The sequence below is a fragment of the Aeromonas rivipollensis genome, assembly GCF_010974825.1.
Lineage (GTDB): Bacteria > Pseudomonadota > Gammaproteobacteria > Enterobacterales > Aeromonadaceae > Aeromonas > Aeromonas rivipollensis.
In genome coordinates this window covers 104,791-127,748 of the sequence record NZ_JAAILA010000007.1, presented here as the reverse complement: position 1 = coordinate 127,748, position 22,958 = coordinate 104,791, and the positions used below count along the sequence as shown (strand labels likewise).

The following is a 22,958-nucleotide window of genomic DNA, read 5'->3' as shown; positions in this document are numbered from 1 at the left end:
CAGGTGCCATCTTGGTGCAGTTGCCCGGCGCTGCACAGCCGAAGTGCGCCCCCCTTACTGATAGTGGGCAGGATGCGCCAATATGGTGCATCAAATCGTGCAGCCAAAGTCAACCAATTGAAAATAAAGGATTATATTTTTTGGCCTGCTTTATGCTTTAGATAAGCCAGGTCGCCATGAAGAGCCCGCCGAGTCATGCCCGAGGGGGTGGGCAAGCTGGATGTGACGATGCGTGCAAGTGGCCAAGTTTGACATTCATATCAGGAAATGGACCCGGCCGGGCGCCGGGACGACAAGGAGAGGGCTGTATGTTCAAGAGACTCGTAATGACTGGCCTGCTGGCGCTGAGCGCCACCATGGCTGCCCCTGGTTGGGCTGAAGAGGTGGCCGCGCAGGCCGAGGTGGTGCAGGCTGCCGCGACCGTGACCATCAACAAGGGGGACAACACCTGGCTGATGCTGGCGTCCGCCCTGGTGATCCTGATGTCCATCCCGGGGCTGGCCCTGTTCTACGGTGGCCTGGTGCGCGCCAAGAACATGCTGAGCGTGCTGATGCAGGTGTTCACCCTGTTCTGCCTGATCACTGTGCTCTGGGTCATCTACGGCTATTCGCTGACCTTCACCGAGGGCGGGGCCTTCTACGGTTCCTTCGACAAGCTGCTGCTGGTCGGGGTGACACCTGAGTCGATTGCCGCCACCTTCAGCAAGGGAGTGGGGATCAGCGAGTTCATCTATGTGGTGTTCCAGGGGGCCTTTGCCGCCATCACCTGCGGGCTTATCGTCGGTGCCTTCGCCGAGCGGATGAAGTTCTCGGCCGTGCTGCTGTTCGCCGTGATCTGGTTCACCTTCGCCTACATTCCGATGGCGCACATGGTGTGGTACTGGGCCGGTCCGGATGCCTACACGGATGCCGCCGCCGCCGAGGCTGCCGGTGCCACCGCAGGCTATCTGTTCCAGCACGGCGCCCTCGATTTCGCCGGCGGCACTGTGGTGCACATCAACGCGGCGGTCGCCGGTCTGGTCGGTGCCTTCATGGTCGGCAAGCGGGTTGGTTACGGTCGTGATCCCATGGCCCCCCACAGCCTGACCATGACCATGATAGGGGCCGCCCTGCTCTGGTTCGGCTGGTTCGGCTTCAACGCCGGCTCCGCGCTGGAAGCCAACGGCACGGCCGCCCTGGCCTTCGTCAACACCTGGCTGGCGCCAGCTGGTGCCGCGCTCTCCTGGACCTTGGCCGAATGGGTGATGAAGGGTCGTCCTTCCCTGCTGGGTGCCGTGTCCGGTGCGGTAGCGGGCCTGGTGGCCATCACTCCCGCCGCCGGTTTCGTCGGTGTCGGTGGTGCCCTCATCATAGGTCTGCTGAGCGGCGTGGCCGGTCTGTGGGGCGTGCATGGTCTCAAGCGCCTGCTGGGGGCCGATGACAGTCTGGACGTGTTCGGCCTGCACGGGGTGTGCGGCATCCTGGGTGCCGTGCTGACCGGGGTGTTCGCCAGCCCGGATCTGGGTGGTACCGGGGTGTGGGACTATGTGACCAATCAGGTGGCCGAGGGCTACTCCATCCTGACCCAGGTGAAGATCCAGGTCATAGGTGTGCTGGTGACTGTGGCATGGACTGCCCTGGTCTCCGCCGTGGCCTACAAGCTGGTGGATCTGCTGATTGGCCTGCGGGTCAAGGAAGATGCCGAGCGGGAAGGGCTGGATGTCACCAGCCATGGGGAGAAAGCCTACAGCCTGTGATCCCCTCGGGCTACCGTCGACCACCTGCCGCCGGCCTTGTCCGGCGGTTTTTTTATGGCGACCCATGAGGCGCCGCCCATCCAGAGTTCCCAGATCCCGCCCGTTGTTATTTCCTTCAAGGGGTGTTTTATGCCTGCAATTTGGCCGGATCTCCGCTAAACTCTGCCACCCTTTATTTGGGGTAGCCGGGTCAGCCCTGCTTCCACCCTTTCTTCTATGCCTTCGGAGCCGCTCATGCCGTTAGTGGGACACCAACATCAGATCGATATTCAGGAACTGACCGACAAGGGGGATGGCAAGGGTCGCCTGTTCGATCGCCCCCTGTTTGTCGAGGGTCTGCTGCCCGGTGAGCAGGCGCTGGTCGAGTTGACCGAGGTCAAGCCGAACTATCTGCACGGCAAGCTGGTCGAGCTGACCCAGCCGTCCGCCGACAGGGTTCCCGACTTCTGCCCCAACACAGAATGCGGCGGCTGCCAGGTGCGCCCGCTGGCCTATCCGGCCCAGCTCAAGCTGAAACAATCCCTGGTGCAGAGCGCGCTGGAGCAGGTCGGGCTGGGTGAGACCCAGGTCAACAGCATCCTCGGCATGGACAGCCCCTTCGCCTACCGCAACAAGGCGCAGTACGCCGTGCGTGGCAGCGAGGCCGGCGCCGAAATAGGCTTCTACCGCAAGCACTCCCACGATCTCATCACCGCCGACGACTGCGCGGTGCAGGACTCCCTGCATGTGGAGCTCAATGCCCGGGTGCGTGGCTGGATGCGCGCGCACGACATCGCCGCCTATGACGAGGTGGCCCACACCGGCTGCGTGCGCAACCTGATGACCCGCAAGGGCTTCAAGAGCGGCGAGCTGATGGTGGTGCTGGTGACCCTGGGTGAAGCGCTGCCCTTCGAGGCCGAACTGCTGGCGGCCCTGAGCGATCTGCCCATCACCACCCTGGTGCAGAACATCAATGACGAGCGCACCAACCGCATCCTGGGAACGAGCAACCGGGTGCTGCTGGGGGAAGGGGTGATCCGCGACAAGATCCACGAGCTCGCGTTCGAGATCTCGCCCCTCTCCTTCTTCCAGAACAACCCGAGCCAGACCGATGTGCTCTACTCCAAGGCGCTGGAATACAGCGAGCTGACCGGCAACGAGACTGTGTTCGACATCTATTGCGGCATTGGCACCATCTCCCTGTTCCTGGCTGGCAAGGCCGCCAAGGTGGTGGGCATCGAGTCGGTGGAGAGCGCCATCTCCGATGCCCGTCGCAACGCCGCCCTGAACGGCATAGAGCACACCGAATTCCACGTGGGCAAGGCCGAGCAGTTGATGCCCGAGCTGCACGCCCAGGGCGTGACCGCCGACGTGGTGGTGATGGATCCGCCCCGCAAGGGTTGTGACAAGGCGGTGCTGCAGACCCTGGTCGCCATGGCGCCGCGCCGTCTGGTCTATGTCTCCTGCAACCCCCAGACCCTGGCCCGGGATCTTGCCTGGCTGGTCAAGCAGGGCTTCGTGCTGGACGAGGTGCAGCCGGTGGACATGTTCCCGCACTCCATGCACGTGGAAGCAGTCGCCCGCCTGAGCCTGCCAGCGAAAGACTGAGCGGGCATTGGCGCGGAGAGGTTGGCATGTTCCTCCTCCACGCCATGCGCGTCGAGGCCGTTGCCTGCCTAAGCCTGCCGGCCAAGGAATCAATGGCATTAGCCAGATGGCTCTGATAAAACGACTCCAAATGGAGTCGTTTTTTTATGGCTGCCAGCGGCTGGCCAAGAGGTTGGGAGCCTGAGATATATACGTTTGGCCGAAGGTTTGGATGCCGCCGATCCATGGCATTGGCCCGGTGAGGGGCCCCGGGGCAGGCGGTGTCAGGAGAGTGAAGCAGGCAAGGAGGGGTCTTATGAAAGGCGTGTTGCTGCGTTGGCTGGCTCGCTACGATGCCTGGTGCCAGGAGTGGGGACTGGTGCCCGAGAACCGGCGCTGCTGCGCGCCGGTGCGTTATGACGAAGACGAGCAGGAGGAGCCGACGTCGGAGGGCGATGCCTCGCCACTCAATCAAAATTGCGCGTCACGGCCCCGTTAACGCTGTTGTACTCAAATCCCAACCCGTCCGGATAAGCGGGGAAGCGGCCGATGGAGTCGCGCAGGGTATAGCGGCAGTTGTCGTGGCGAAGCTTGCCATCAGCCTGCCCGTCTACCGGGATGAGCCGGGAAATGTAGTCACTCTTTGAATCTTTATGACGTTCATCGGCCGCCGTCAGATCGGTATCGAGAAGGGCGCCGAACAGGCTCTCGCAGTCATCCCGGCTGCTGACGGAGATCTGATCGCTGTCGCCACCGGGGAAGATTGCATCAGGGAGTTGACCACCCTGATCCTCCTTGGTGCCCACCGGCCAGCCGTGGCTGTTGATGTCGAGATCCTGCTTGCCCATGCCGCTAAAGTTATAGAGTGCCAGCGGCTCCCCCTTCACCTTGACCGCCCAGCCCGCATGGGCGAGTTGCACGGCGCTGGCAAAACTGCCCGCGGTCGCCGAGACGCTGCTCTTGAGCGCATCGTCCTGGATGTTGATGAAGCGGGGCAGGGCGGTGACAGCCAGTATGGCCAGCACCACGATGACCAGCACCAGTTCTAGCAGGGTAAAGCCGTGGGAAAGGTGTTTTGGCATGGAATCAACCCATTGAGTACGACGAACAGGTAAGCGCGACATGGAACTGATAGATACCCACTGCCACCTCGATTTTCCGGTCTTCGATACCGATCGGGAGGCATTGCTGGCCCAGTGGCGCCAGCTGGGGGTGGGCGAGTATATCATCCCCGCCGTGGGAGAGGAAAACTGGGGACGGGTGATGGCGCTGGCCGAGCGTCATCATGACATTCGTTATGGTCTGGGGGTGCATCCCTGGTATGTGGGGGCCAAGACGGAGGGGGCGCTGACAAGGCTGGAGGCCCTGCTGGCGGGCAAGCCCCGGGGGCTGGTGGCCATCGGCGAATGCGGGCTGGACTTGCGCACCCAGGTGCCCCAGGAGGGGCAGTTTGAGCTGTTCGAGGCGCAAGTGAGGTTGGCCATGGCCCATGACCTGCCCCTCATAGTCCACTCGGTGCGGGCCAACGACACTGTTGCCAAGATCCTGCGGCGCTTCAAACCGGCGAGGGGGGGCGTGATCCACGCCTTCAGCGGCTCCCTGCATCAGGCCGAGGCGTTCTGGCAGCTGGGTTTCAGGCTGGGAATAGGAGGGGTCATCAGCTATGAGCGGGCCAACAAGACCCGGGAGGCGATCCGTGCCATGCCACTGGAGGCCCTGCTGCTGGAAACCGACGCCCCCGACATGCCGCTACAGGGGCGCCAGGGAGAGATCAACACCCCAGCCAGCCTGCCGACCATAGCCCGGCTGTTGGCGCAATTACGGCAGCAGCCGCTGGCGGATGTTATTTCGGTGTTACATGAATCCACTCTGCGGCTTTTCCCGCGGTCGACCACGAATTTAACAACTGATTAACGCTCGATGCCGGTGTGATAAAAAACAGGACCCATAAAAATCGTTTGCGGTCTAATTAAACGACGTTCAGCCCATTTCAGGCTTATAAAATGTGACCAGTATTCTATTTTGTCGCACCGTAATTAGTATAATGCGCACCCTTGATTAGCGGCTTTAATACACAAAACGTTAACAAGCTGGCAGGTGCTACTAAAGAGGAAGTGTTAATAATGAATCTGATAATGGGTCTGGTAGGGATGGCGACGCTCATCCTTATCGCGGTGCTGTTCTCCAGCAATCGCAAGGCAATCAAAATCCGCACCGTGGGTGGTGCCTTCGCAATTCAGGCCGGTCTGGGTGCCTTCGTGCTGTATGTCCCGGTTGGTCGGGATATTCTGGTGAGCGTGTCCGATGCCGTCTCCAGCGTCATCGGTTATGGTCAGAACGGTATCGAATTCCTGTTCGGTGGTCTGGTCAGCAACAAGATGTTCGAAGTGTTCGGTGGCGGTGGTTTCATCTTCGCCTTCCGTGTACTGCCCGTCATCATCTTCTTCTCTTCCCTGATCGCGGTTCTTTATTACCTCGGCATCATGCAGTGGGTGATCAAGCTGCTGGGTGGTGGTCTGCAGAAGGTGCTGGGTACCTCCCGTACCGAATCCCTGTCTGCCACTGCCAACATCTTCGTCGGCCAGACTGAAGCCCCGCTGGTGGTGCGTCCCTTCATCTCCAAGATGACCGACTCCGAGCTGTTCGCCGTCATGTGTGGTGGCCTGGCCTCCGTTGCCGGCTCCGTGCTGGCCGGTTACGCCTCCATGGGCGTCAAGATGGAATACCTGATCGCCGCCTCCTTCATGGCTGCCCCGGGTGGTCTGCTGTTCGCCAAGCTGCTGGTACCGGAAACCGAGACCCCGAGCTACGACGAGAACTCCGCCGATGGCGAGCTGGACGACAAGCCGGCCAACGTGATCGACGCCGCCGCTGCCGGTGCCTCCGCCGGTCTGCAACTGGCCCTGAACGTGGGTGCCATGCTGCTGGCCTTCATCGGCCTCATCGCCATGATCAACGGCATCTTCTCCGGCGTGGGTGGCTGGTTCGGCATGCCTGAGCTCTCCCTGGAGCTGCTGCTGGGCTGGCTGTTCTCCCCGCTGGCCTTCCTGATCGGTGTGCCCTGGAGCGAAGCCGTGGTGGCCGGTTCCTTCATCGGTCAGAAGCTGGTGGTGAACGAGTTCGTGGCTTACCTGAACTTCGCCCCCTACCTGAAGGATGAAGTGCTGATCAACGGCGTGGCCATGTCCGACCACACCAAGGCCATCATCTCCTTCGCCCTGTGCGGCTTCGCCAACCTGTCCTCCGTTGCCATCCTGCTGGGTGGTCTGGGCTCCATGGCACCGAACCGTCGCGGCACCATAGCGCGCTTCGGCCTGAAGGCCGTGCTGGCCGGCTCTCTGTCCAACCTGATGTCTGCCACCATCGCAGGCTTCTTCCTGGCACTGACAGCCATGTAATGCTTGTCTGACAGACAAGTTGAAACGAGCGCCACAGCGAAAAGCTGTGGCGTTCTCGTTTGGGGCGGTGACAACCGTTTTCCTTTCTAGACTAATAATAAAATGAGTCAAATCGGAGGTTTTATGAATGAAGTGCTACTGGCGATTGCTGCCGGCTTTATCGTTGGCGTGTTGTTTTCTTTCCTCAAGTTGCCGATCCCGGCACCTCCCGTACTGTCCGGGGTAATGGGGATTGTGGGGGTCTATCTGGGGGGGATTGCCTACTCCTGGATCCTGACCCGCTTCTTCTCTTAAGCACCTTCCAGTGCTGGATTTGCCGGGTGTGAGGTACCTCTGAAATTGGCAAATCCGGCTTGCAAACACGGGGTATCTCGGCTGAAATAGGCGATGCCAGCAGGGTGCTGGCATTGACTAATGCCCACATGAGGTGGGTGTTGGCGGTCAAATGGAATTGATTGGGAAGTCGGGTCTGCGGTTGTCGGCCTTTCTCAAGTCTTCATGGAACCAAGTCCGCACTTTTGTAAGAAAGTGACAGGGCTCTTGCCTTATTTGCAGCCGTATTGCCTGTGCATTTGCGCTGTAATTCCATATCCCTTTCGCTTGGGATCTTCGTTTGCCGATCCTCTGTGTTCGGTGGCGGCGGATCGCGGCTGAGGGGACTTATCGAGACTTTGGAGACATAGCATGACTGATCTGAAACTGGCCGCCCAACGCGCCCTGAACCTGATGGACCTGACCACCCTGAACGATGACGACACCGATCAGAAGGTTATCGACCTGTGCCGCAAGGCCAAGTCTCCGGCCGGCCTCACCGCCGCCGTCTGCATCTATCCCCGTTTCATCCCTATTGCTCGCAAGACCCTGCGTGAGATCGGCGCCGCCGACGTGCGCATCGCCACCGTGACCAACTTCCCTCACGGCAACGACGACATCGAGATCGCCGTGGCCGAGACCCGCGCCGCCGTCGCCTACGGTGCCGATGAAGTGGACGTGGTGTTCCCCTACCGCGCCTTCATGGCCGGCAATGAACAGGTCGGCTTCAGCCTGGTCAAAGCTTGTAAGGAAGCCTGTGGTGACAAGGCGCTGCTGAAGGTGATCATCGAGACCGGTGAGCTGAAAGAAGAAGCGCTGATCCGTCGTGCCTCCGAGATCTCCATCGATGCCGGTGCCGACTTCATCAAGACCTCCACCGGCAAGGTGCCGGTCAATGCGACCCCGGAAGCGGCCCGCATCATGATGGAAGTGATCAAGGCCAAGAACCCGAAGGTGGGCTTCAAGCCTGCTGGTGGCGTGAAAGACGCAGCCGTTGCCGGTCAGTACCTGGCCATGGCCGAAGAGATACTGGGCAAGGACTGGGTCTCCCCGCGCACCTTCCGCTTCGGCGCCTCCAGCCTGCTGGCCAGCCTGCTGGCGACCCTGGGCCACGGCGACAAGCCGGCCAATACCAGCGGTTACTAAGCGGTGACAGGGGGCGGCCTGCCGCCCCCTCTTCGGATCCTGTTCGGTCTGTGTTCGTGCAAGGCGCACGGAGGGAATGAAAGATGTTTTTGCCTCAAGAAATTATTCGCAAGAAGCGCAACGGTGAAGCGCTCAGTACCCAAGAGATTCAATTCTTCGTCCAGGGCATTACCAACAACAGCATAGGCGAGGGGCAGATAGCGGCCCTGGCCATGGCGGTCTACTTCAAGGACATGACCATGGATGAGCGGGTCGCCCTGACCTGCGCCATGCGCGACTCCGGCATGGTGCTGACCTGGGATCACCTGAACCTGGGTGGCCCCATAGTCGACAAGCACTCCACCGGTGGCGTTGGTGACGTCGTCTCCCTGATGCTTGGCCCCATGGTCGCCGCCTGCGGCGGCTTCGTGCCCATGATCTCCGGCCGTGGCCTGGGCCACACCGGCGGCACCCTGGACAAGCTGGACGCCATTCCCGGCTACCAGACCTCGGTCGACAACGATCGCTTCCTGAAGGTGGTGAAAGAAGCGGGCGTGGCCATCATAGGCCAGACCGGCGATCTGGCACCGGCCGACAAGCGTATCTATGCGGTGCGTGACATCACGGCCACCGTCGAATCCATCGCCATGATCACCGGCTCCATCCTCTCCAAGAAGCTCGCCTCCGGGCTCGAAGCCCTGGTGATGGATGTGAAAGTGGGCTCCGGCGCCTTCATGCCGACCTTCGAGGCCTCCGAAGAACTGGCCAAGAGCATAGTGGCCGTGGCCAACGGTGCCGGTTGCCGTACCTCTGCGCTGCTGACCGACATGAACCAGGTGCTGGCCTCCAGCGCCGGCAACGCCGTGGAAGTACGTGAGGCGGTACGCTACCTGACCGGTGAATATCGCAACCCGCGCATCCACGAAGTGACCATGGCGCTCTGTGCCGAGATGCTGATCTCCGCCAAGCTTGCGAGCGACGAGCAAGACGCCCGTGCCAAGCTGCAGGCGGTGCTGGACAACGGCAAGGCTGCCGAGATCTTCGGTCGCATGGTGACCGGCCTCGGTGGTCCGGCGGACTTCATGGAGCGTTACGATGCTTACCTGCCCAAGGCCGGCATAGTGCGCCCCGTGTATGCGGCGCAGAGCGGCTTCGTGACCGCCATGGATACCCGCGAACTGGGCCTGGCCGTGGTCGCCATGGGCGGTGGTCGCCGCGCCGCCGGGGACAAACTCGATTATGCGGTCGGTCTGACCGACTTTATCCGCCTGGGGCAGAGCGTCGAGGCTGACAAGCCGCTCGCGCTGATCCACGCTCAGACAGAAGCTCAATTTGCCGAGGCCGCCCGCATGGTGCAGGCAGCCGTCAAGATCGGTGACACCCGACCAGAGGCACTGCCCGAGGTTTATCGTCGCATCGGTCTGGCCGATTTGTAACAAGGGGAAGACCCATGAAACGTACCTTTATTCTGATGATGGACTCCTTCGGTATTGGCGCTGCCGCCGATGCCGAGAAGTTCGGAGATGTGGGCGCCAACACCCTTGGCCATATCGCCAAGGCCTGCGCCGCCGGTGAGATTGAAGGCCGTGGTGCCCTCAACCTGCCCAACCTCAACAAGCTGGGCCTGGGCCACGCAGGGGAGCAGGCTTCCGGCTACTTCCCGGCAGGCTTGAAGAAAGATATTGAGGTAGTCGGTGCCTACGGCTTCGCCCAGGAGCTCTCCTCCGGCAAGGACACCCCGTCCGGCCACTGGGAGATCGCAGGCGTGCCCGTGCTGTTCGAGTGGGGCTACTTCCACGATCACCACAACAGCTTCCCCCAGGAGCTGCTGGACGCCATCGTCGAGAAGGCGGGTCTGCCGGGTTACCTCGGTAACTGCCACGCCTCCGGTACCCAGGTGCTTGATGACTTGGGTGAGGAGCATATGCGGACCGGCAAGCCGATCCTCTACACCTCTGCCGACTCAGTGTTCCAGATCGCCTGCCACGAAGAGACCTACGGCCTCGAGAAGCTCTATGAGCTGTGCCACATAGTGCGCGAGCTGCTGGAGCCCTACAACATCGGTCGGGTCATCGCCCGTCCGTTCGTGGGCACTGGCAAGGGCAACTTCAAGCGCACCGGCAACCGTCACGACTACTCGGTGCTGCCGCCGGCACCGACCGTGCTGGATTACATGAAGGATGCGGGTGGCCAGGTGGTCTCCATCGGCAAGATCGCCGACATCTATGCCCAGCAGGGCATCACCAAGCAGGTGAAGGGCACAGGCCTGACCGAGCTGTGGGACAGAACCCTGGAAGAGGTGAAGGCCGCCGGTGACAACACCATCGTCTTCACCAACTTCGTGGACTTCGACTCCTCCTACGGCCACCGCCGTGACGTCAAGGGCTACGCCGATGCGCTGGAGTATTTCGACTCCCGTCTGCCGGAGCTGTTCGAGATACTGCAAGATGGCGATGTGGTGGTGCTGACCGCCGACCACGGCTGCGATCCGACCTGGAGCGGCACCGACCACACCCGTGAATACATCCCTGTGCTCTTCTACGGCAAGCCGGTCAAGGCCGGTTCCGTCGGTCGTCGCGAGACCTTCGCCGACATCGGCCAGAGCATAGCGGCCTACCACGGTCTGCCCAAGCTGCAATACGGTACCAGTTTCCTGTAACTGACCCGCCCGCCACTTCGGCGGCGGGCAATTTTAAAAACAATAAAACTCAACCTAGTGTGAAGGAATCAAGAGAATGGCAACTCCTCATATCAATGCAAAAGATGGCGCCTTTGCTGACACAGTGCTGATGCCGGGCGACCCCCTGCGTGCCAAGTACATCGCCGAGACCTTCCTGGAGAACGTCGAGCAGGTGTGTGACGTGCGCAGCATGCTCGGCTTCACCGGTACCTACAAGGGCCGTCGCATCTCCGTCATGGGCCACGGCATGGGCATCCCGTCCTGCTCCATCTATGCCAAAGAGCTGATCACCGACTACGGCGTGAAGACCCTAATCCGCGTGGGCTCCTGCGGTGCCGTGCGTGAAGACGTCAAACTGCGTGACGTGGTGATCGGCATGGGTGCCTGCACCGACTCCAAGGTCAACCGTCTGCGCTTCAAGGATCACGACTTCGCCGCCATCGCCGACTTCGACCTGGTTGCCAATGCCGTGCAAGCCGCCAAGAACAAGGGCACTCCGGTGCGCGTGGGCAACATCTTCTCCGCCGACCTGTTCTACACCCCGGACCCCTCCATGTTCGACGTCATGGAAAAATACGGCATCCTGGGTGTCGAGATGGAAGCCGCCGGCATCTACGGCGTGGCCGCAGAGTACGGTGCCCGTGCACTGACCATCTGCACCGTCTCCGATCACATCCGTACCGGCGAGCAGACCACCTCCGAAGAGCGTCAGCTGACCTTCAACGACATGATCGAAATCGCGCTGGACTCCGTCCTGCTGGGCGACAAGTAATCCCCATTCACATCATGCAAAACGGCGACCCTAGGGTCGCCGTTTTTTTATGCGTCATTTGGGGAGTCAGCCCGGAGGGCCTGGTGTGCCGTCTATACACTCTGGTTGCGCACCGCGAGAGCAGCACCATGAAACCAATGCATATCCTGACTCAGCTGATCTTCATTCTGATGCCGAACATCGCGTGGGCCAGCGAGGGGGCGGCTGGCCCCGCATCCCCTCCGGTGATCTCAATCACTCCGCTCTGGGCCCCTGCTATTCGCCAAGATTCGATGGTAGAGAAAGAGCCCTAATCACCCTCTTGGCTAATCACCCTCGTTACTCACTACTAGCGACCAGCTCTCATCGGGATCGAACAGCTGGATCGCCTCAACGGCCGTTGCCGTGTCTGCCCCCAGATCCTTTTGATAAACCCGCCCCTCGTGATTCACCATGAAGGTCATCACCCCGCTGTTGGCATAATCGGCCGGCCAGGCGATCAGGGCGACACCGTCTCTTAACAGCCCTTCGACAAAGTACTCTTTACTCCCCCCATTGGCCGCAGCTCCTTGGGCATACAAGATACGGTAGTAGTAGCCATGATAGGGTGTGCGTTGACCGACCACGGCCTTGTAGCCCTCTGCGGCGGCACTGACGACCTCCTCTCCGGCCGGGCTTGCTGGTTCACCCTCGCCCACAGGCCAATAGAGTCCATTTTGTTGTCCTGCATCACTGCGTAGTTTGGCCGCAAAGAGTCCCGCGGTTTGACCATCATGCCCCATGGCGGCGTACTCTATCTGCGCGTCGATAAAGCCGCGGCACACCGCAATCGCCCCCAACTCATTCCGACCGATGCGGCGATAGGCGATCTCTTTGGCACCTGCGGCGCCATCGAGATACCACTTGCCATCTGCGGCCACAAGGGGGATGGGCAGTGGCCAATCCGACTCCCCCACGACCAGGACCATTTTATCCTTACCTTCGGCCACCAGTTGGTGCTTGCTCTTGAAGCTCGCGACGAAGGCGGTGCGATCATTGGCATCGGCCACCTCATCCCCCGAGGTGATGGCCTCCTCACTATTTTCGCCGAGCAACAGCGTCAGTGCGGTGACATCGTTCCGCTCCAGGGCCGTGATCAGGGCCTGCACCGCCTCATCCGGGGTGGCGAAGGTGCGTTGCGCTATGGCGCTTGCGTCGCAGGCAGCGGTCAGGGCCAGCAGGGCCAACCCCCATGAGGGGGCCCAACTCCATTTCAACAAACGCTTCATTATCGCGTACTCCGTCTGGGTTGAGTGTTGCGCCCGGCATGCGCGCTACTAGCCACACTTTCACGCCCACGATGGCTGGCGGCGCGCTCGGTTCTGCCCGAATTCTGCACCCCTTGGAAGGCACTCTTTGAGGCTGCTGGTGCCCTGCGTGTCGCCGTCTGTGTTGCGCTCTTGCTGTGGGTAGCGCGTGGCTGGACATAGCCGCGATCACGCGCCCCAGCGGTCTGTGGAGTGATTTGCTGCCGCTTGACCTTGTCTCCTGCGTAGTTGCCCTGGCGCGGCGTGCGTTGGGCCACATTCGCCTCCCTGCTCACCTGTCTAGCGTCGCGTGTTGCCTTGGCAGTTTCGCTTTTGGGCTGGCGGTTGGCTCCCGTATAGCTCCCCTTCGGCGCTGTTGCGCGAGCCTCCCTGTTCACCTCATTGACTGCGCGTGGTGCGCCGGCGTATTCGCTTTTAGGTTGGCGATTGGCCCCCGCATAAGTCCCCTTAGGTGTGGCATCTCGTCGGCCCCCAGCCTCGTTATTCAGCGAGCGTGGCTCCAGGGTAGCCAGCTCAGCACGCTGGGGGCGCGCCGCCGTGATGGGGCTGTCGGCTTGGCGCAGGTAGTTATTGGGGCCGCGCTCAAACTTGTTGAAGTAATCGTTCCCCTTGGCATTGATATAAATATTGTTGTTGGATCCCCGCTGATAGTTGGCCGGACGGTTGTAGCCATTGGCGGGACGAAAACCATTGCCATAGTTGGGGTTATAACGATAGGGAGCGTAACCGCCGGGATAATCGGATCCCCACCGCGGGTAATAATAATCGCCCTCATCATCATCGTCGTTGAAGACCTCGTTGACCAACATGCCCGCCCCAAAGGCGAGCAAACCCGTCAAGACCATATCACCGCGGTCGTACTCATCCTCGTCATCATCATTTTCTACCACTGTCGTGGTCGTTGTCGCAGGCGCGGTCGTTGTCGTGGTTTCTGTGGTCACCGGCGCGGGAGCTGGCCCGGCAGCTGGCGGGCTATAGGCGGCGGTTGGGTCGTATTGCGGGACGTAAATGACGTCAGGGTTGGCAGGCGCAATGGTGACAATCTGCTGATTGTTCTGTTCATCCTTGGCCACTTTCATCTGCTCTGAGTCTTTCAGGTTGCCCACCTCCATCGCCTGTTGACGCAGGCGCTGAACGGCTGCCAATACGCCCGGTTCATCGGCCAGGAAGGCGCTGCCCAGCTCAGTCGTCCACTCCATCTTCAAGCACATCATGTCCATGACGGTTGGGAAGTGCATCAGCGACATGGTGGGCGGCGTAAAGCCCAGCGGCGCAATGGCGGCGGTCAGCTCTTTCCCCTTGAGATCGGGGTGGGCAACCAGCCAGTTGCCGGCATCGAGCACCTCTTGCGGATTGGTGGCGCTGGCCAGCACCTGAGCCAATACCGCATCAGGGTAAAGGGCTACGGGCGCAAGCAGGGTCTCGAGCGCCTCTGGGGTATATTTCGATGCTTGTGTGTTAATCGGCTGAGGCTGCGTTTGCGGTGCGACCGCAGCGCTGGCTGTGCTGGCGGCCGCGCTGGGCTGGACGCTTTGCGCGACGGGAGGGGGCTCCTCTTTGCATGCCGCCAATACCGTGCTGAGGGCGATCACGGCCGCCAACGCGCTACGGCGAAATAGGGGTTGCTTCATGATCTTGCTTCCTTCTGCTGGAGTGGCTGATGCGCCTCTTGCCTGATGATTTCCACACATGTTGTATCTCAATGCATTCAATGCGGGCGTTTCATACCGAAAACATAAACCACTAATCGAGATCACACCCAAAACCGGCTGGAAAGGCGTGAAAAATTCGTTTGCTCCTGTCCCAAGCTACCCCTGAACACCTTAACGTGACCAAAATCAGATGGACAAAACTGAGAAGTGAAGGGCTATGGGATACCGCCTTCGGTGGCGCTAGAGATTCAATCAATGCACTTGGGGATGGAGAGGATCTAGGCGCAGCACAATGGGACTGCGGATGCAGCGCAAATGGCTGGACAGGCTGGTCAAGGAACTGCGGCATGAAGTGATCGTGGATCGTCACTTGGTCAACGAGCGCTTCAGAGACGACGGCGGAACCAAGCGACTCGATACACTGCTCGAGCAGCTACTCGAACCGCTGGGGGTAATAACAAGAGCAAGGCGTTTCGCGAACGGCGCCTTATTCGATGCCGGGCGGTGGGGCGTTGTCGGCGGAGGCCTGGCTCTGCACCGCTCTCTTCTTGTGCTTGCGGACCCGCATGTAGTTGCGGCGCACCCCGTAGGAGATGAGCAGGCCGGCCAGCAGCATCACCAGCAGCATCAGCCGCTGTTTCTCCTGACTCACCTTGAGATGGGTATCCTGCGCGGCGAGCAGCCGTTGCTCCTCCAGGGTGATCCTCAGGTAGCCCAGGGTCAGGTTTCCCTCCTGGATCTCCTGCACGAACTGGGTGCGCCCCTTGCCCTGCTCCGGTAGTGACTTGTTGTCGGTGCCGATGGGCAACAGGTTCTCGAGGGGAACGGCCTGATCCGACTGTGCTAGGGGGATGCCGCGGGCGTCGTAGAGGGTGACGTCTAGGATGTCGGGCTCGGCGGCCAGATCCTGTGCCAGGCGCTCCAGCTCGCTCTCCTTGTCCTCCTTGATCCAGCGTCGCATGTCCCGGGCGGCGTAGGCGACCAGCGCCTGGGCCCTATCCCGCGCCGCGCTGTGCAACGCGGCCTGGCTTGCTCCCTGCATGTGGATCATCAGCACCAGCACCCAGAGACCGAGCAGGATCCCCGCTGCCAGGCTGATAACTCGTTTGATGGGGAGATGACGCACAGCGCTGAGCCTCTTGGGGTGAATGGACAATGGTGGCGGGATCTTGGCGCTTGCCTGTACAAAAAGCAATACGCTACTCTGGGCCCGCATGATGAACCCCATGATCTCCAAGGAAGGCGTCTCTCTTATGTTGTTGTCCCAACTCCCCCGCTCCCCGCACGACTGGTCCCAGGCTCTGTGCGGTGCTCCCTGCTGGCAGCTCTCCCCCGAAGCCCTGCTGCCCGCGGCCAGTGCCCATGACGGCGCCTGGCTGGTGCTGTTTGGCAAGGCGCTAGGTGCCCGCCACCTGACACAAGTGGCAACGCTGCTGGCAGACCATAGGGTCGAGGCCAGCCTCTACCCCGTGGGGGAGCAGGCCGGTGTGTCCCTGCTGCTGCTCGGCGCTAGCCGTTTCTCCCCCGAGCTGGTGCTGGCCCTCAAGGGGCAGGAGTGGGACATAGATGCCTGCCATCTCGCCACCTTGCCCACCCTGGGGGCACCCGGGCTGCTGGTGATGGACATGGATTCCACCGCGATCCAGATCGAGTGCATCGACGAGATCGCCCGCCTGGCGGGTGTGGGTGAGCAGGTGGCGGCCGTGACGGCGGCGGCCATGCAGGGCAAGCTGGAGTTTGCCGACAGCCTGCGCAGCCGGGTCGCCCTGCTGAAGGGCGCCCCTGTCGCCATCCTCGATGAGGTGGCGGCCGCCATGCCCTGGATGCCCGGCTTGCAGCTGATGGTCGACACCCTCAAGCAGGCGGGCTGGACAGTGGCAATCGCCTCCGGTGGTTTTACCCGTTTCGCCAGCGAACTGCAGCAGGCGCTGGGGCTGGATGCCATTTTTGCGAACGAGCTGGCGGTGGAGGGGGGCATGCTGACCGGCCTGGTGAGCGGTCCCATAGTGGATGCCGCCGCCAAGGCCGAGGCGCTGCTGCAACTGGCGCGGGAGCATGGGATCCCCGCTGCCCAGACGGTGGCGGTCGGCGATGGCGCCAACGATCTCAAGATGATGGGGGTGGCAGGGCTCGGCATCGCCATTCATGCCAAACCATTGGTGCGGGCCCAGGCGGCGGCCACCCTCAATCATCATGATCTGGAAGGGGTGCTCTGCCTGCTCGGCGCGCTCGCCTGCCGCGACAGGCGCTGGAGTTGAAACCCGCTCAAGGAGGAGCAGAGAACAAGATGGAACTGTTGCAACAATCCCTGTTTGTCCCCTGTGGCGAACATCGGCTCCATGTGCGCCATATCCAGCCCGGTGTTGCCATCCATGCCGATCCCATCCTGATGGTGCACGGCGCCATCGAGAACGGGCGTATCTTCTACACCGAATCCGGCAAGGGGCTGGCCTGTTTTCTGGCCAGACACGGCTATCAGGTGTACGTGGCCGATCTGCGTGGACGAGGCCAGAGCACGCCAGCCATCGCCGAGCGTGCCGGCCACGGCCAGCATGAGTTGATCACCGAGGATCTGCCCGCGTTGCAGCACTGGGTGGCGGCGCGCCATCCCGCAGCCAGGGTGCACTGGATGGCCCACTCCTGGGGCGGGGTCATCATGGCCTCGACTCTGGTGCGCTTCCCCGAGCTGGCGGATCAGATAGCGAGCCTGGTGTTCTTCGGCACCAAGCGGGGGGTCTCGGTGCAGAGCCCCGAGCGCTGGCTGAAGGTGGACCTGATCTGGAACCGGCTGGCGCCCTGGCTGGCGCGCCGCCAGGGGTTTCTGGCTGCCCGCAAGTTGAAGATAGGGGCCGATGATGAGCCCTTGCGTTACCTGCAGGAGACCATTCCCTGGGTGAAATGCGGGCCCTGGCAGGATCCCCACGACGGCTTTGCCTATGACGAGGCCGCCGCCAGGGTGAGCTGGCCGCCGCTCTGGATGATCTCGGCCAAGGCGGACAAGGTGCTGGGTCACCCCACAGACGTGCGCCGCTTCAGTGCCGAGATGGGGTCGGCGACCCGCCACACCCGCCTCGGCCGGGATAACGGCAACCGGCTCGATTACGATCACATCAACATGCTGACGGCGCCCCAGGCCCAGGAGGATCACTTCCCCGAGATCCTCGCCTGGCTGCTCAACCCCCAGGCGGCCTGAGCGCTCGCTGAAACGGGCAGCCATCTGCCCGCCACCGGCCCCTGATGCCGACACCTGACGGGTGAGGGCACCAGGGGCTGGCCTCTTCGGGCTACTTCGCCGGGGGCTTGATGCCGAGCCGGAACAGGGTGGCCTCTGTGGTATCGGTCAGCTCACCGACCCCCACCACGCTCCACAGCTCCTCTTCCAGCTGCTTGGCCTTGTGAATGGCGAACTTGGCGATGTAGTCCAGCTCGCCCGCGATGAAGCTGGTGTCGGGGCGACCGGTGCGGGAGATGCCGACCAGCACCGAATAGAACTCGCCCTGCTGCAGGGCCAGCTCGATGAAGCGGCGCTTCGCCTCCGGCGAGGAAAAGCTGCTGGCCAGGTGGCTGCGAAACAGGGGAGCCCCGCCCTGGGAGTGCAGGCTGGCGATGTAGACCTCTTCCTCTTCCGGTTTGTCTTCCCGCGCCATGGTGCGCAAGGGGTTGAGCAGCACCGTCTTGAGCAGAGCCCCCTGGAACAGGGGGTAGAGGTTCAGCTGCTTCTCCTGCCCGGCGCAGGCCTGCAACAGGCGGGAGAGGCTGCGCGGTCGGGGGGCCATGCCCACGGCGGCAGGTCTTGCGGCCGCCTTGAGCTTGTTGACATAGACCGGCGAGTTGAACAGGTGGTGGGTATAGAGGTTGCGCAGCGCCCGTGCCATGCCGCGGTAGCGCTTGTGCTCCCGGGTGGTCTTGAGCTTGTTCTGGTTGCTCTCGATCAGCAGGCTGAAGAACTGATGGCCTATGTGGCGCTCCGCCGTGCCTTCGATGCACAGATGCAGCACGGTACGGCTCAAATTGAGGCTGACCAGCCGGTAGGGCAGGCGCTGCAAGTCCATGGTCTTGGCGAGCTCCTGCAACCTGGGCAGGGCGACAGTGACTGTCTCCCCCTTCTCCCCCTCGAATGCCTCCTCCAGCTCGATCTGCATGCCATGGGCCGAGATGTCACGGGTCCAGCCGATCCAGGCGCGGTCCTTGTGCCTGAGCACTATCGCCGTCTTGTGAACGTAGCGGGCCTCCTTGCGCAGTTGCACATAGTGCAGCGTCTCTATCTCGAAGGGGGCCGCCTGGGTGTCGTGGCCGAAGCGTTGCAAGGCGTTGGCATTGGGCTGCTGGCTGTCGTAGTGGAATTCGCTGCGCTGGTGGTCCAGCCCTATCTCCTGCAGCAGGCCGACATAGCCTATCTGGCCGAGGCGCTCGCGCAGCAGCATGTCTTGCAACTGGTGCGACTCCCCCTGCTGGCTGTCGAGGTCGGCTTCGCTCAGGGTGCAGGCCTCCAGGCTGAACTTGTAGACGCGCCAGCTGGGGCGACGGGCCCCGACCTGGAAGAAGAGGGCGGCCAGGCCGCTCTGTTGCAGCTCTTCGCGGGTGGCGGAGAAGAAGTAGAGGTGACTTCGCACCGAGTGGGTGAAGCTGTAGATCAGGGTCTCGCGCAGTCCCCCTTTGGCGGGCAACAGGGAGGGCATGCGCGCCGCCGTGAAGAGGCTGGCGAGCATGTCGCGGTTCTTGGCGTCGCGCCAGTACTCGAGGATGTGCTGGTTGTTCTCGGTGCGCAGGGCGATCTCGAGGCCTGGCGTGTCGCCCCGCCCGAAGTAGAGCGGCATGCCGGTCATGCGCGGCAGGTAGAACTGCTCGTATCCCTTGATGATGGCGGCCGACAGCAGGTAGTCGACGCTGACTCGATAGCGACTGCGGTTGCGCTCGATGAAGTCGCGCAGGAATTCGTCGAAGGCGGGATGCTCGCCGCTCTTCACCAGCCGCAGCCAGAATTTCCCCTCTTTCTGCTCCTGCCCCAGGATCTGGTAGCTGATCGGCTGGTGCAGTATGGGGAGGGGGTTTTCGCGCTCCAGTCCGGTGAAGAAGACCTCTATGTGGTCGCCGGTCTGGTAGTCGGGCAGATAGGGAACCGAGACCCGGATCCCGCCGAGGGAGAGATCCGAGCTCTTGGCCAGCAGCTTCTCCCCGTTCGCCAGCCTGAGCACCATGGGGGAGCTGAAGTGCATCCGCTCCTCCTGCCGACCGTAGTGGCTGGCGAAGGGGATGGCGTTGACATCGAAGGGGCTGAACGGGCTGACGGGCAGGGAGAGGCTCTCGCTGCGCCCCTGATTGAGCTTGTACCAGGCTTGCAGCGCCTCGTAGACCCCGAGCGTGTAGCTGTCCCGGTAGAGATAGCACTGGGACTGGAACTGCTCGACGGCCTCGGCGGGCATGAAGTGGGTCACCCCTTCAAACTCGTGTACCTGGCAGAGGGCCCCCAGCTCGTTGCGCATGTCGATCACGCGCCGACAGGGGGTGCACTTGCGCTTCAGTTCCATCTTCAGCAGGAAGCGGCCGTTGGTATTCTCGTTCTGGGTCAGGCGGTTGAAGATCTCGTCGAAGTCCTTTTCCCGGAGCAGGGGGACAAGTTGTTCAATCAGGTGTAGTGGTTGTTCTGAATCCATGTATTCCTGCCGCGGAAAGTCACTTTTCCGATTCTGGGTTTGATCTGCCGGTCGCAAACCAGTATATCAAGCAGGAATTCATCCTGTCCCCGAGTTATCCATGGCCAAAAACAAAACCGCCTATGTTTGTTCCGAATGTGGCGCCGACTTCACCCGCTGGCAAGGTCAGTGCAGCGAGTGCAAGGAGTGGAACACCATCACCGAGGTCCGGCTGGGCGTCACTACCCCCGGCAAGAGTGCCCGCTACACAGGTTATGCCGGTGCCGTCGGCAGCCAGGTGCAGACCCTGGCCGAAGTTGCGACCACAGAGATCCCCCGCTTCAGCTCGGGCTTCAAGGAGCTGGATCGGGTGCTCGGCGGCGGTGTGGTGCCGGGCTCGGCCATCCTCATCGGCGGCAACCCGGGGGCGGGCAAATCGACCCTGCTGCTGCAGACCATGTGCGGTCTGGCACAGCGGATGAAGACCCTGTATGTGACCGGGGAGGAGTCCCTGCAACAGGTGGCGATGCGAGCCAGCCGGCTGGGCTTGCCCACCGACAAGCTGCGGATGCTGTCGGAAACCAGCGTGGAGCAGATCTGCATCATTGCCCAGCAGGAGCAGCCGCAGATCATGGTCATCGACTCCATCCAGGTGATGCATGTGGCGGATGTGCAGTCATCCCCCGGCTCCGTCTCCCAGGTGCGCGAGTCTGCGGCCCTGCTCACCCGCTATGCCAAGCAGAATCATGTCGCCATCTTCATGGTGGGCCATGTCACCAAGGACGGTACCCTGGCAGGCCCCAAGGTGCTGGAGCACTGTGTCGACTGCTCCGTGCTGCTGGATGGTGCCCACGACTCGCGCTTTCGGACCCTGCGCTCCCACAAGAACCGCTTCGGTGCGGTCAACGAGCTTGGCGTTTTCGCCATGACGGGGCAGGGGATGAAGGAGGTGAGCAACCCCTCCGCCATCTTCCTGAGCCGTGGTGACGAGCAGGCCCCCGGCTCCATCGTCATGGTGATCTGGGAGGGGACGCGCCCCCTGCTGGTGGAGTTGCAGGCGCTGGTGGACTACTCCCAGGTTTCCAATCCGCGGCGGGTGGCGGTGGGCATGGATCACAACCGTCTCGCCATGCTGCTGGCGGTGCTGCACCGTCACGGTGGCCTGCAGATGGCGGATCAGGACGTCTTCATCAACGTGGTCGGCGGGGTCAAGGTCGAGGAGACCAGTGCGGATCTGGCGCTGCTGCTGGCCATGGTCTCCAGCTTCCGGGATCAGCCCCTGCCCAAGGATCTGGTGGTGTTCGGCGAGGTGGGGCTGTCTGGGGAGATCCGGCCCGTGCCCTCCGGCCAGGAGCGGTTGCAGGAGGCGGCCAAGCACGGTTTCCGCCGTGCCATAGTGCCTCATGCCAATGCGCCCAAGCACCCCATCGAGGGAATGGAAGTGGTGCCGGTGAAGAAGCTGTCCGATGCCCTCGAGGCCTTGTAACAGCGTAAAGGAGCACAAAAAAGGAGCCTGTGAGGCTCCTTTTTCATTGATGACGGCGGATCAGGAGGGGGGATTGTGCTCCCTGTGCTCTTGCAGCAACTGCTCCAGCTCGCGATACAGCAGCTGCTCCTCACCTATGTTCAGTTCTATCATCCGCTTGAGGTGAGTGGCGCTGTCGATGTCGATGTGGTGGCAGTAGAAGCCCAGCTTCTTGCTGGCCTCGTGGGTCAGTTCGACCTGCATCTTGATCTCGATGTCACTGCCGCCCAGCATGAAGCAGATCTCGTACTCCTTGTCGTCGCTGCCGACCCAATCCTCGGGCCTGATGAGCAGTGCGCCCTGCAGGGAGACATCCACCAGCTGGGTACGCCACTGGTGCACCCCCTGCGTCAGCTTGGCGGCGGTCAAATAGAAGATTCGGGTAAAGTGGCGGCGCTCGGCCATGTTCATCTCCGGTCTGCGTGCGAGCACAGTGCTAACCATCCATGCCCAGAGTGTAATCTAGCCGGCGCATCAGGATGTTGAACTGGCTCCGATATTGAGCATCAGACCCGCTAGCGGCTGAGGGATTCGACCACCTGAAGCGCCTTGACCAGCCTGTCCTCCTGCTTGAATCTGTCCTCCAGCACCGGACCCAGCTGATTCAGATCCTCATCGAGCTGCAACAGCTGGGCCTCGTCGGCATTGCTGTATTTGTCGTTGAACTCCAGGGCAAACTCGGTGCAGGCGCGGATATGGGGATAGATGCGTTTGGCCAGCTCCAGCTTGTCACCGCTGGCTTGCTCGAAGGCGGTGACCACGTGATTGTAGATCTCGAAATGACCGGCGCTGACGTAGTCGACCAGCTGCTCGCAGAAGCGTTGCAGTTCGACATGACCGGGAAGGGAGCGTTGCTTGGACTTGGTGGGCATGAGCCCGGCCAGTCGCATGTACTCGACCAGCAATGCCTGCCTGGCATCCAGCCAGTCATCGATTGCCCTGTGCTTGCCTGCCAACGCGCGCTTGGTTTGTTCCAGTTCAGTTAACATAGTCCCTCCATGGGCATGGCATGAAGCGCGATGGCTGCAGGCCTTCGGTCATTCTCAGCGACTGACGACACTCCTATAACTAGGGAAAATCCTGTTGACCGTCAATAGGAGTGTGGGGATATTGTTACATCAGGCGGGGGTTTGCATACAAGTCTCCGTCGGTTTCTGGTCCCGTGTCGCTTGTCAGGAGGACGCAGGGGCGAGATATGTGACTATTTCCGCAGATCTTGATGAAAACCCCAGCATTCAAGCCAATCCGGCTGATAAAGCCTTTGCCTGAGTGT

Annotated in this window: 19 protein-coding genes; 12 read left to right on the top strand and 7 right to left on the bottom strand. The window is 61.7% G+C overall.

Translation table 11 applies throughout. From position 1 onward, the window contains the following. Positions 1 to 308 precede the first annotated feature (308 nt). Together amt and rlmD are read left to right on the top strand one after the other, a co-directional pair. Positions 309 to 1,736 carry an ammonium transporter gene (gene amt / locus G4923_RS04265; protein WP_139436913.1) on the top strand — a complete coding sequence of 476 codons (1,428 nt, stop codon included), beginning with the start codon at positions 309 to 311 and terminating at the stop codon, positions 1,734 to 1,736. 234 nt (positions 1,737 to 1,970) lie between these two features. Further along, positions 1,971 to 3,323, top strand: a complete 1,353-nt coding sequence (gene rlmD, locus G4923_RS04260) for a 23S rRNA (uracil(1939)-C(5))-methyltransferase RlmD (RefSeq protein ID WP_163135652.1) — start codon at positions 1,971 to 1,973, stop codon at positions 3,321 to 3,323. Between the two features lie 446 nt (positions 3,324 to 3,769). On the opposite strand, the gene tppF is transcribed toward rlmD, so the two are convergent. Further along, positions 3,770 to 4,384 carry a type IVa pilus pseudopilin TppF gene (gene tppF / locus G4923_RS04250; RefSeq protein ID WP_163135648.1) on the bottom strand — a complete coding sequence of 205 codons (615 nt, stop codon included), beginning with the start codon at positions 4,382 to 4,384 and terminating at the stop codon, positions 3,770 to 3,772. 40 nt (positions 4,385 to 4,424) lie between these two features. Between tppF and G4923_RS04245 the strand changes: the two genes are divergently transcribed. The 7 genes from G4923_RS04245 (at position 4,425) to deoD (ending at position 11,589) form a co-directional block, all read left to right on the top strand. Further along, the gene (locus G4923_RS04245; RefSeq protein WP_163135646.1) at positions 4,425 to 5,216 is read left to right on the top strand and encodes a TatD family hydrolase; all 792 of its coding nucleotides are present in this window, start codon (positions 4,425 to 4,427) and stop codon (positions 5,214 to 5,216) included. Positions 5,217 to 5,425: 209 nt separating this feature from the next. Next, on the top strand, positions 5,426 to 6,700 hold the full coding sequence (locus G4923_RS04240; protein ID WP_106885034.1) for a NupC/NupG family nucleoside CNT transporter: 1,275 nt from the start codon (positions 5,426 to 5,428) through the stop codon (positions 6,698 to 6,700). Between the two features lie 123 nt (positions 6,701 to 6,823). Continuing rightward, positions 6,824 to 6,994 (top strand): XapX domain-containing protein, encoded by a 171-nt coding sequence (locus tag G4923_RS04235; RefSeq protein WP_005332215.1) that lies wholly within the window; start codon positions 6,824 to 6,826, stop codon positions 6,992 to 6,994. Positions 6,995 to 7,384: 390 nt separating this feature from the next. Further along, positions 7,385 to 8,158, top strand: coding sequence for a deoxyribose-phosphate aldolase (gene deoC / locus G4923_RS04230; RefSeq protein ID WP_106885033.1), 774 nt, complete (start codon positions 7,385 to 7,387; stop codon positions 8,156 to 8,158). A gap of 83 nt (positions 8,159 to 8,241) precedes the next feature. Next, positions 8,242 to 9,573, top strand: a complete 1,332-nt coding sequence (gene deoA / locus G4923_RS04225; RefSeq protein ID WP_025325641.1) for a thymidine phosphorylase — start codon at positions 8,242 to 8,244, stop codon at positions 9,571 to 9,573. Between the two features lie 14 nt (positions 9,574 to 9,587). Further along, the gene (locus G4923_RS04220) at positions 9,588 to 10,796 is read left to right on the top strand and encodes a phosphopentomutase (RefSeq protein ID WP_163135644.1); all 1,209 of its coding nucleotides are present in this window, start codon (positions 9,588 to 9,590) and stop codon (positions 10,794 to 10,796) included. 76 nt (positions 10,797 to 10,872) lie between these two features. Beyond that, on the top strand, positions 10,873 to 11,589 hold the full coding sequence (gene deoD, locus G4923_RS04215; RefSeq protein WP_106885030.1) for a purine-nucleoside phosphorylase: 717 nt from the start codon (positions 10,873 to 10,875) through the stop codon (positions 11,587 to 11,589). A gap of 305 nt (positions 11,590 to 11,894) precedes the next feature. Here the strand turns inward: deoD and G4923_RS04210 are convergent, their stop codons facing one another. The 3 genes from G4923_RS04210 to G4923_RS04200 all read right to left on the bottom strand — a co-directional run bounded on the left by G4923_RS04210 (position 11,895) and on the right by G4923_RS04200 (position 15,653). Then, positions 11,895 to 12,836 carry a DUF2950 domain-containing protein gene (locus tag G4923_RS04210; RefSeq protein WP_163135642.1) on the bottom strand — a complete coding sequence of 314 codons (942 nt, stop codon included), beginning with the start codon at positions 12,834 to 12,836 and terminating at the stop codon, positions 11,895 to 11,897. Continuing rightward, the gene (locus G4923_RS04205) at positions 12,836 to 14,506 is read right to left on the bottom strand and encodes a DUF3300 domain-containing protein (RefSeq protein ID WP_163135640.1); all 1,671 of its coding nucleotides are present in this window, start codon (positions 14,504 to 14,506) and stop codon (positions 12,836 to 12,838) included. Before G4923_RS04205 ends, G4923_RS04210 begins: the two co-directional genes overlap by 1 nt. Positions 14,507 to 15,014: 508 nt before the next feature. Further along, positions 15,015 to 15,653, bottom strand: coding sequence for an AhpA/YtjB family protein (locus tag G4923_RS04200; protein ID WP_106887793.1), 639 nt, complete (start codon positions 15,651 to 15,653; stop codon positions 15,015 to 15,017). A gap of 127 nt (positions 15,654 to 15,780) precedes the next feature. Here G4923_RS04200 and serB point away from each other — a divergent pair, with 127 nt between their 5' ends. Together serB and G4923_RS04190 are read left to right on the top strand one after the other, a co-directional pair. Next, the gene (gene serB, locus G4923_RS04195; protein WP_163135638.1) at positions 15,781 to 16,785 is read left to right on the top strand and encodes a phosphoserine phosphatase SerB; all 1,005 of its coding nucleotides are present in this window, start codon (positions 15,781 to 15,783) and stop codon (positions 16,783 to 16,785) included. Between the two features lie 29 nt (positions 16,786 to 16,814). Then, the gene (locus G4923_RS04190; protein WP_163135635.1) at positions 16,815 to 17,720 is read left to right on the top strand and encodes an alpha/beta fold hydrolase; all 906 of its coding nucleotides are present in this window, start codon (positions 16,815 to 16,817) and stop codon (positions 17,718 to 17,720) included. Positions 17,721 to 17,811: 91 nt separating this feature from the next. Here G4923_RS04190 and G4923_RS04185 read toward each other — a convergent pair whose 3' ends face one another. Then, the gene (locus tag G4923_RS04185) at positions 17,812 to 20,181 is read right to left on the bottom strand and encodes a PilZ domain-containing protein (RefSeq protein ID WP_163135634.1); all 2,370 of its coding nucleotides are present in this window, start codon (positions 20,179 to 20,181) and stop codon (positions 17,812 to 17,814) included. A 100-nt stretch (positions 20,182 to 20,281) separates the two neighbouring features. Between G4923_RS04185 and radA the strand changes: the two genes are divergently transcribed. After that, complete coding sequence (radA, locus tag G4923_RS04180; RefSeq protein ID WP_111912119.1) at positions 20,282 to 21,646, top strand: DNA repair protein RadA; 1,365 nt, start codon at positions 20,282 to 20,284, stop codon at positions 21,644 to 21,646. A 60-nt stretch (positions 21,647 to 21,706) separates the two neighbouring features. Here the strand turns inward: radA and G4923_RS04175 are convergent, their stop codons facing one another. Then, positions 21,707 to 22,090 (bottom strand): PilZ domain-containing protein, encoded by a 384-nt coding sequence (locus G4923_RS04175; RefSeq protein WP_106887790.1) that lies wholly within the window; start codon positions 22,088 to 22,090, stop codon positions 21,707 to 21,709. Positions 22,091 to 22,200: 110 nt separating this feature from the next. Beyond that, the gene (gene rsd, locus G4923_RS04170) at positions 22,201 to 22,674 is read right to left on the bottom strand and encodes a sigma D regulator (RefSeq protein ID WP_106885024.1); all 474 of its coding nucleotides are present in this window, start codon (positions 22,672 to 22,674) and stop codon (positions 22,201 to 22,203) included. Between the last annotated feature and the right edge of the window lie 284 nt (positions 22,675 to 22,958).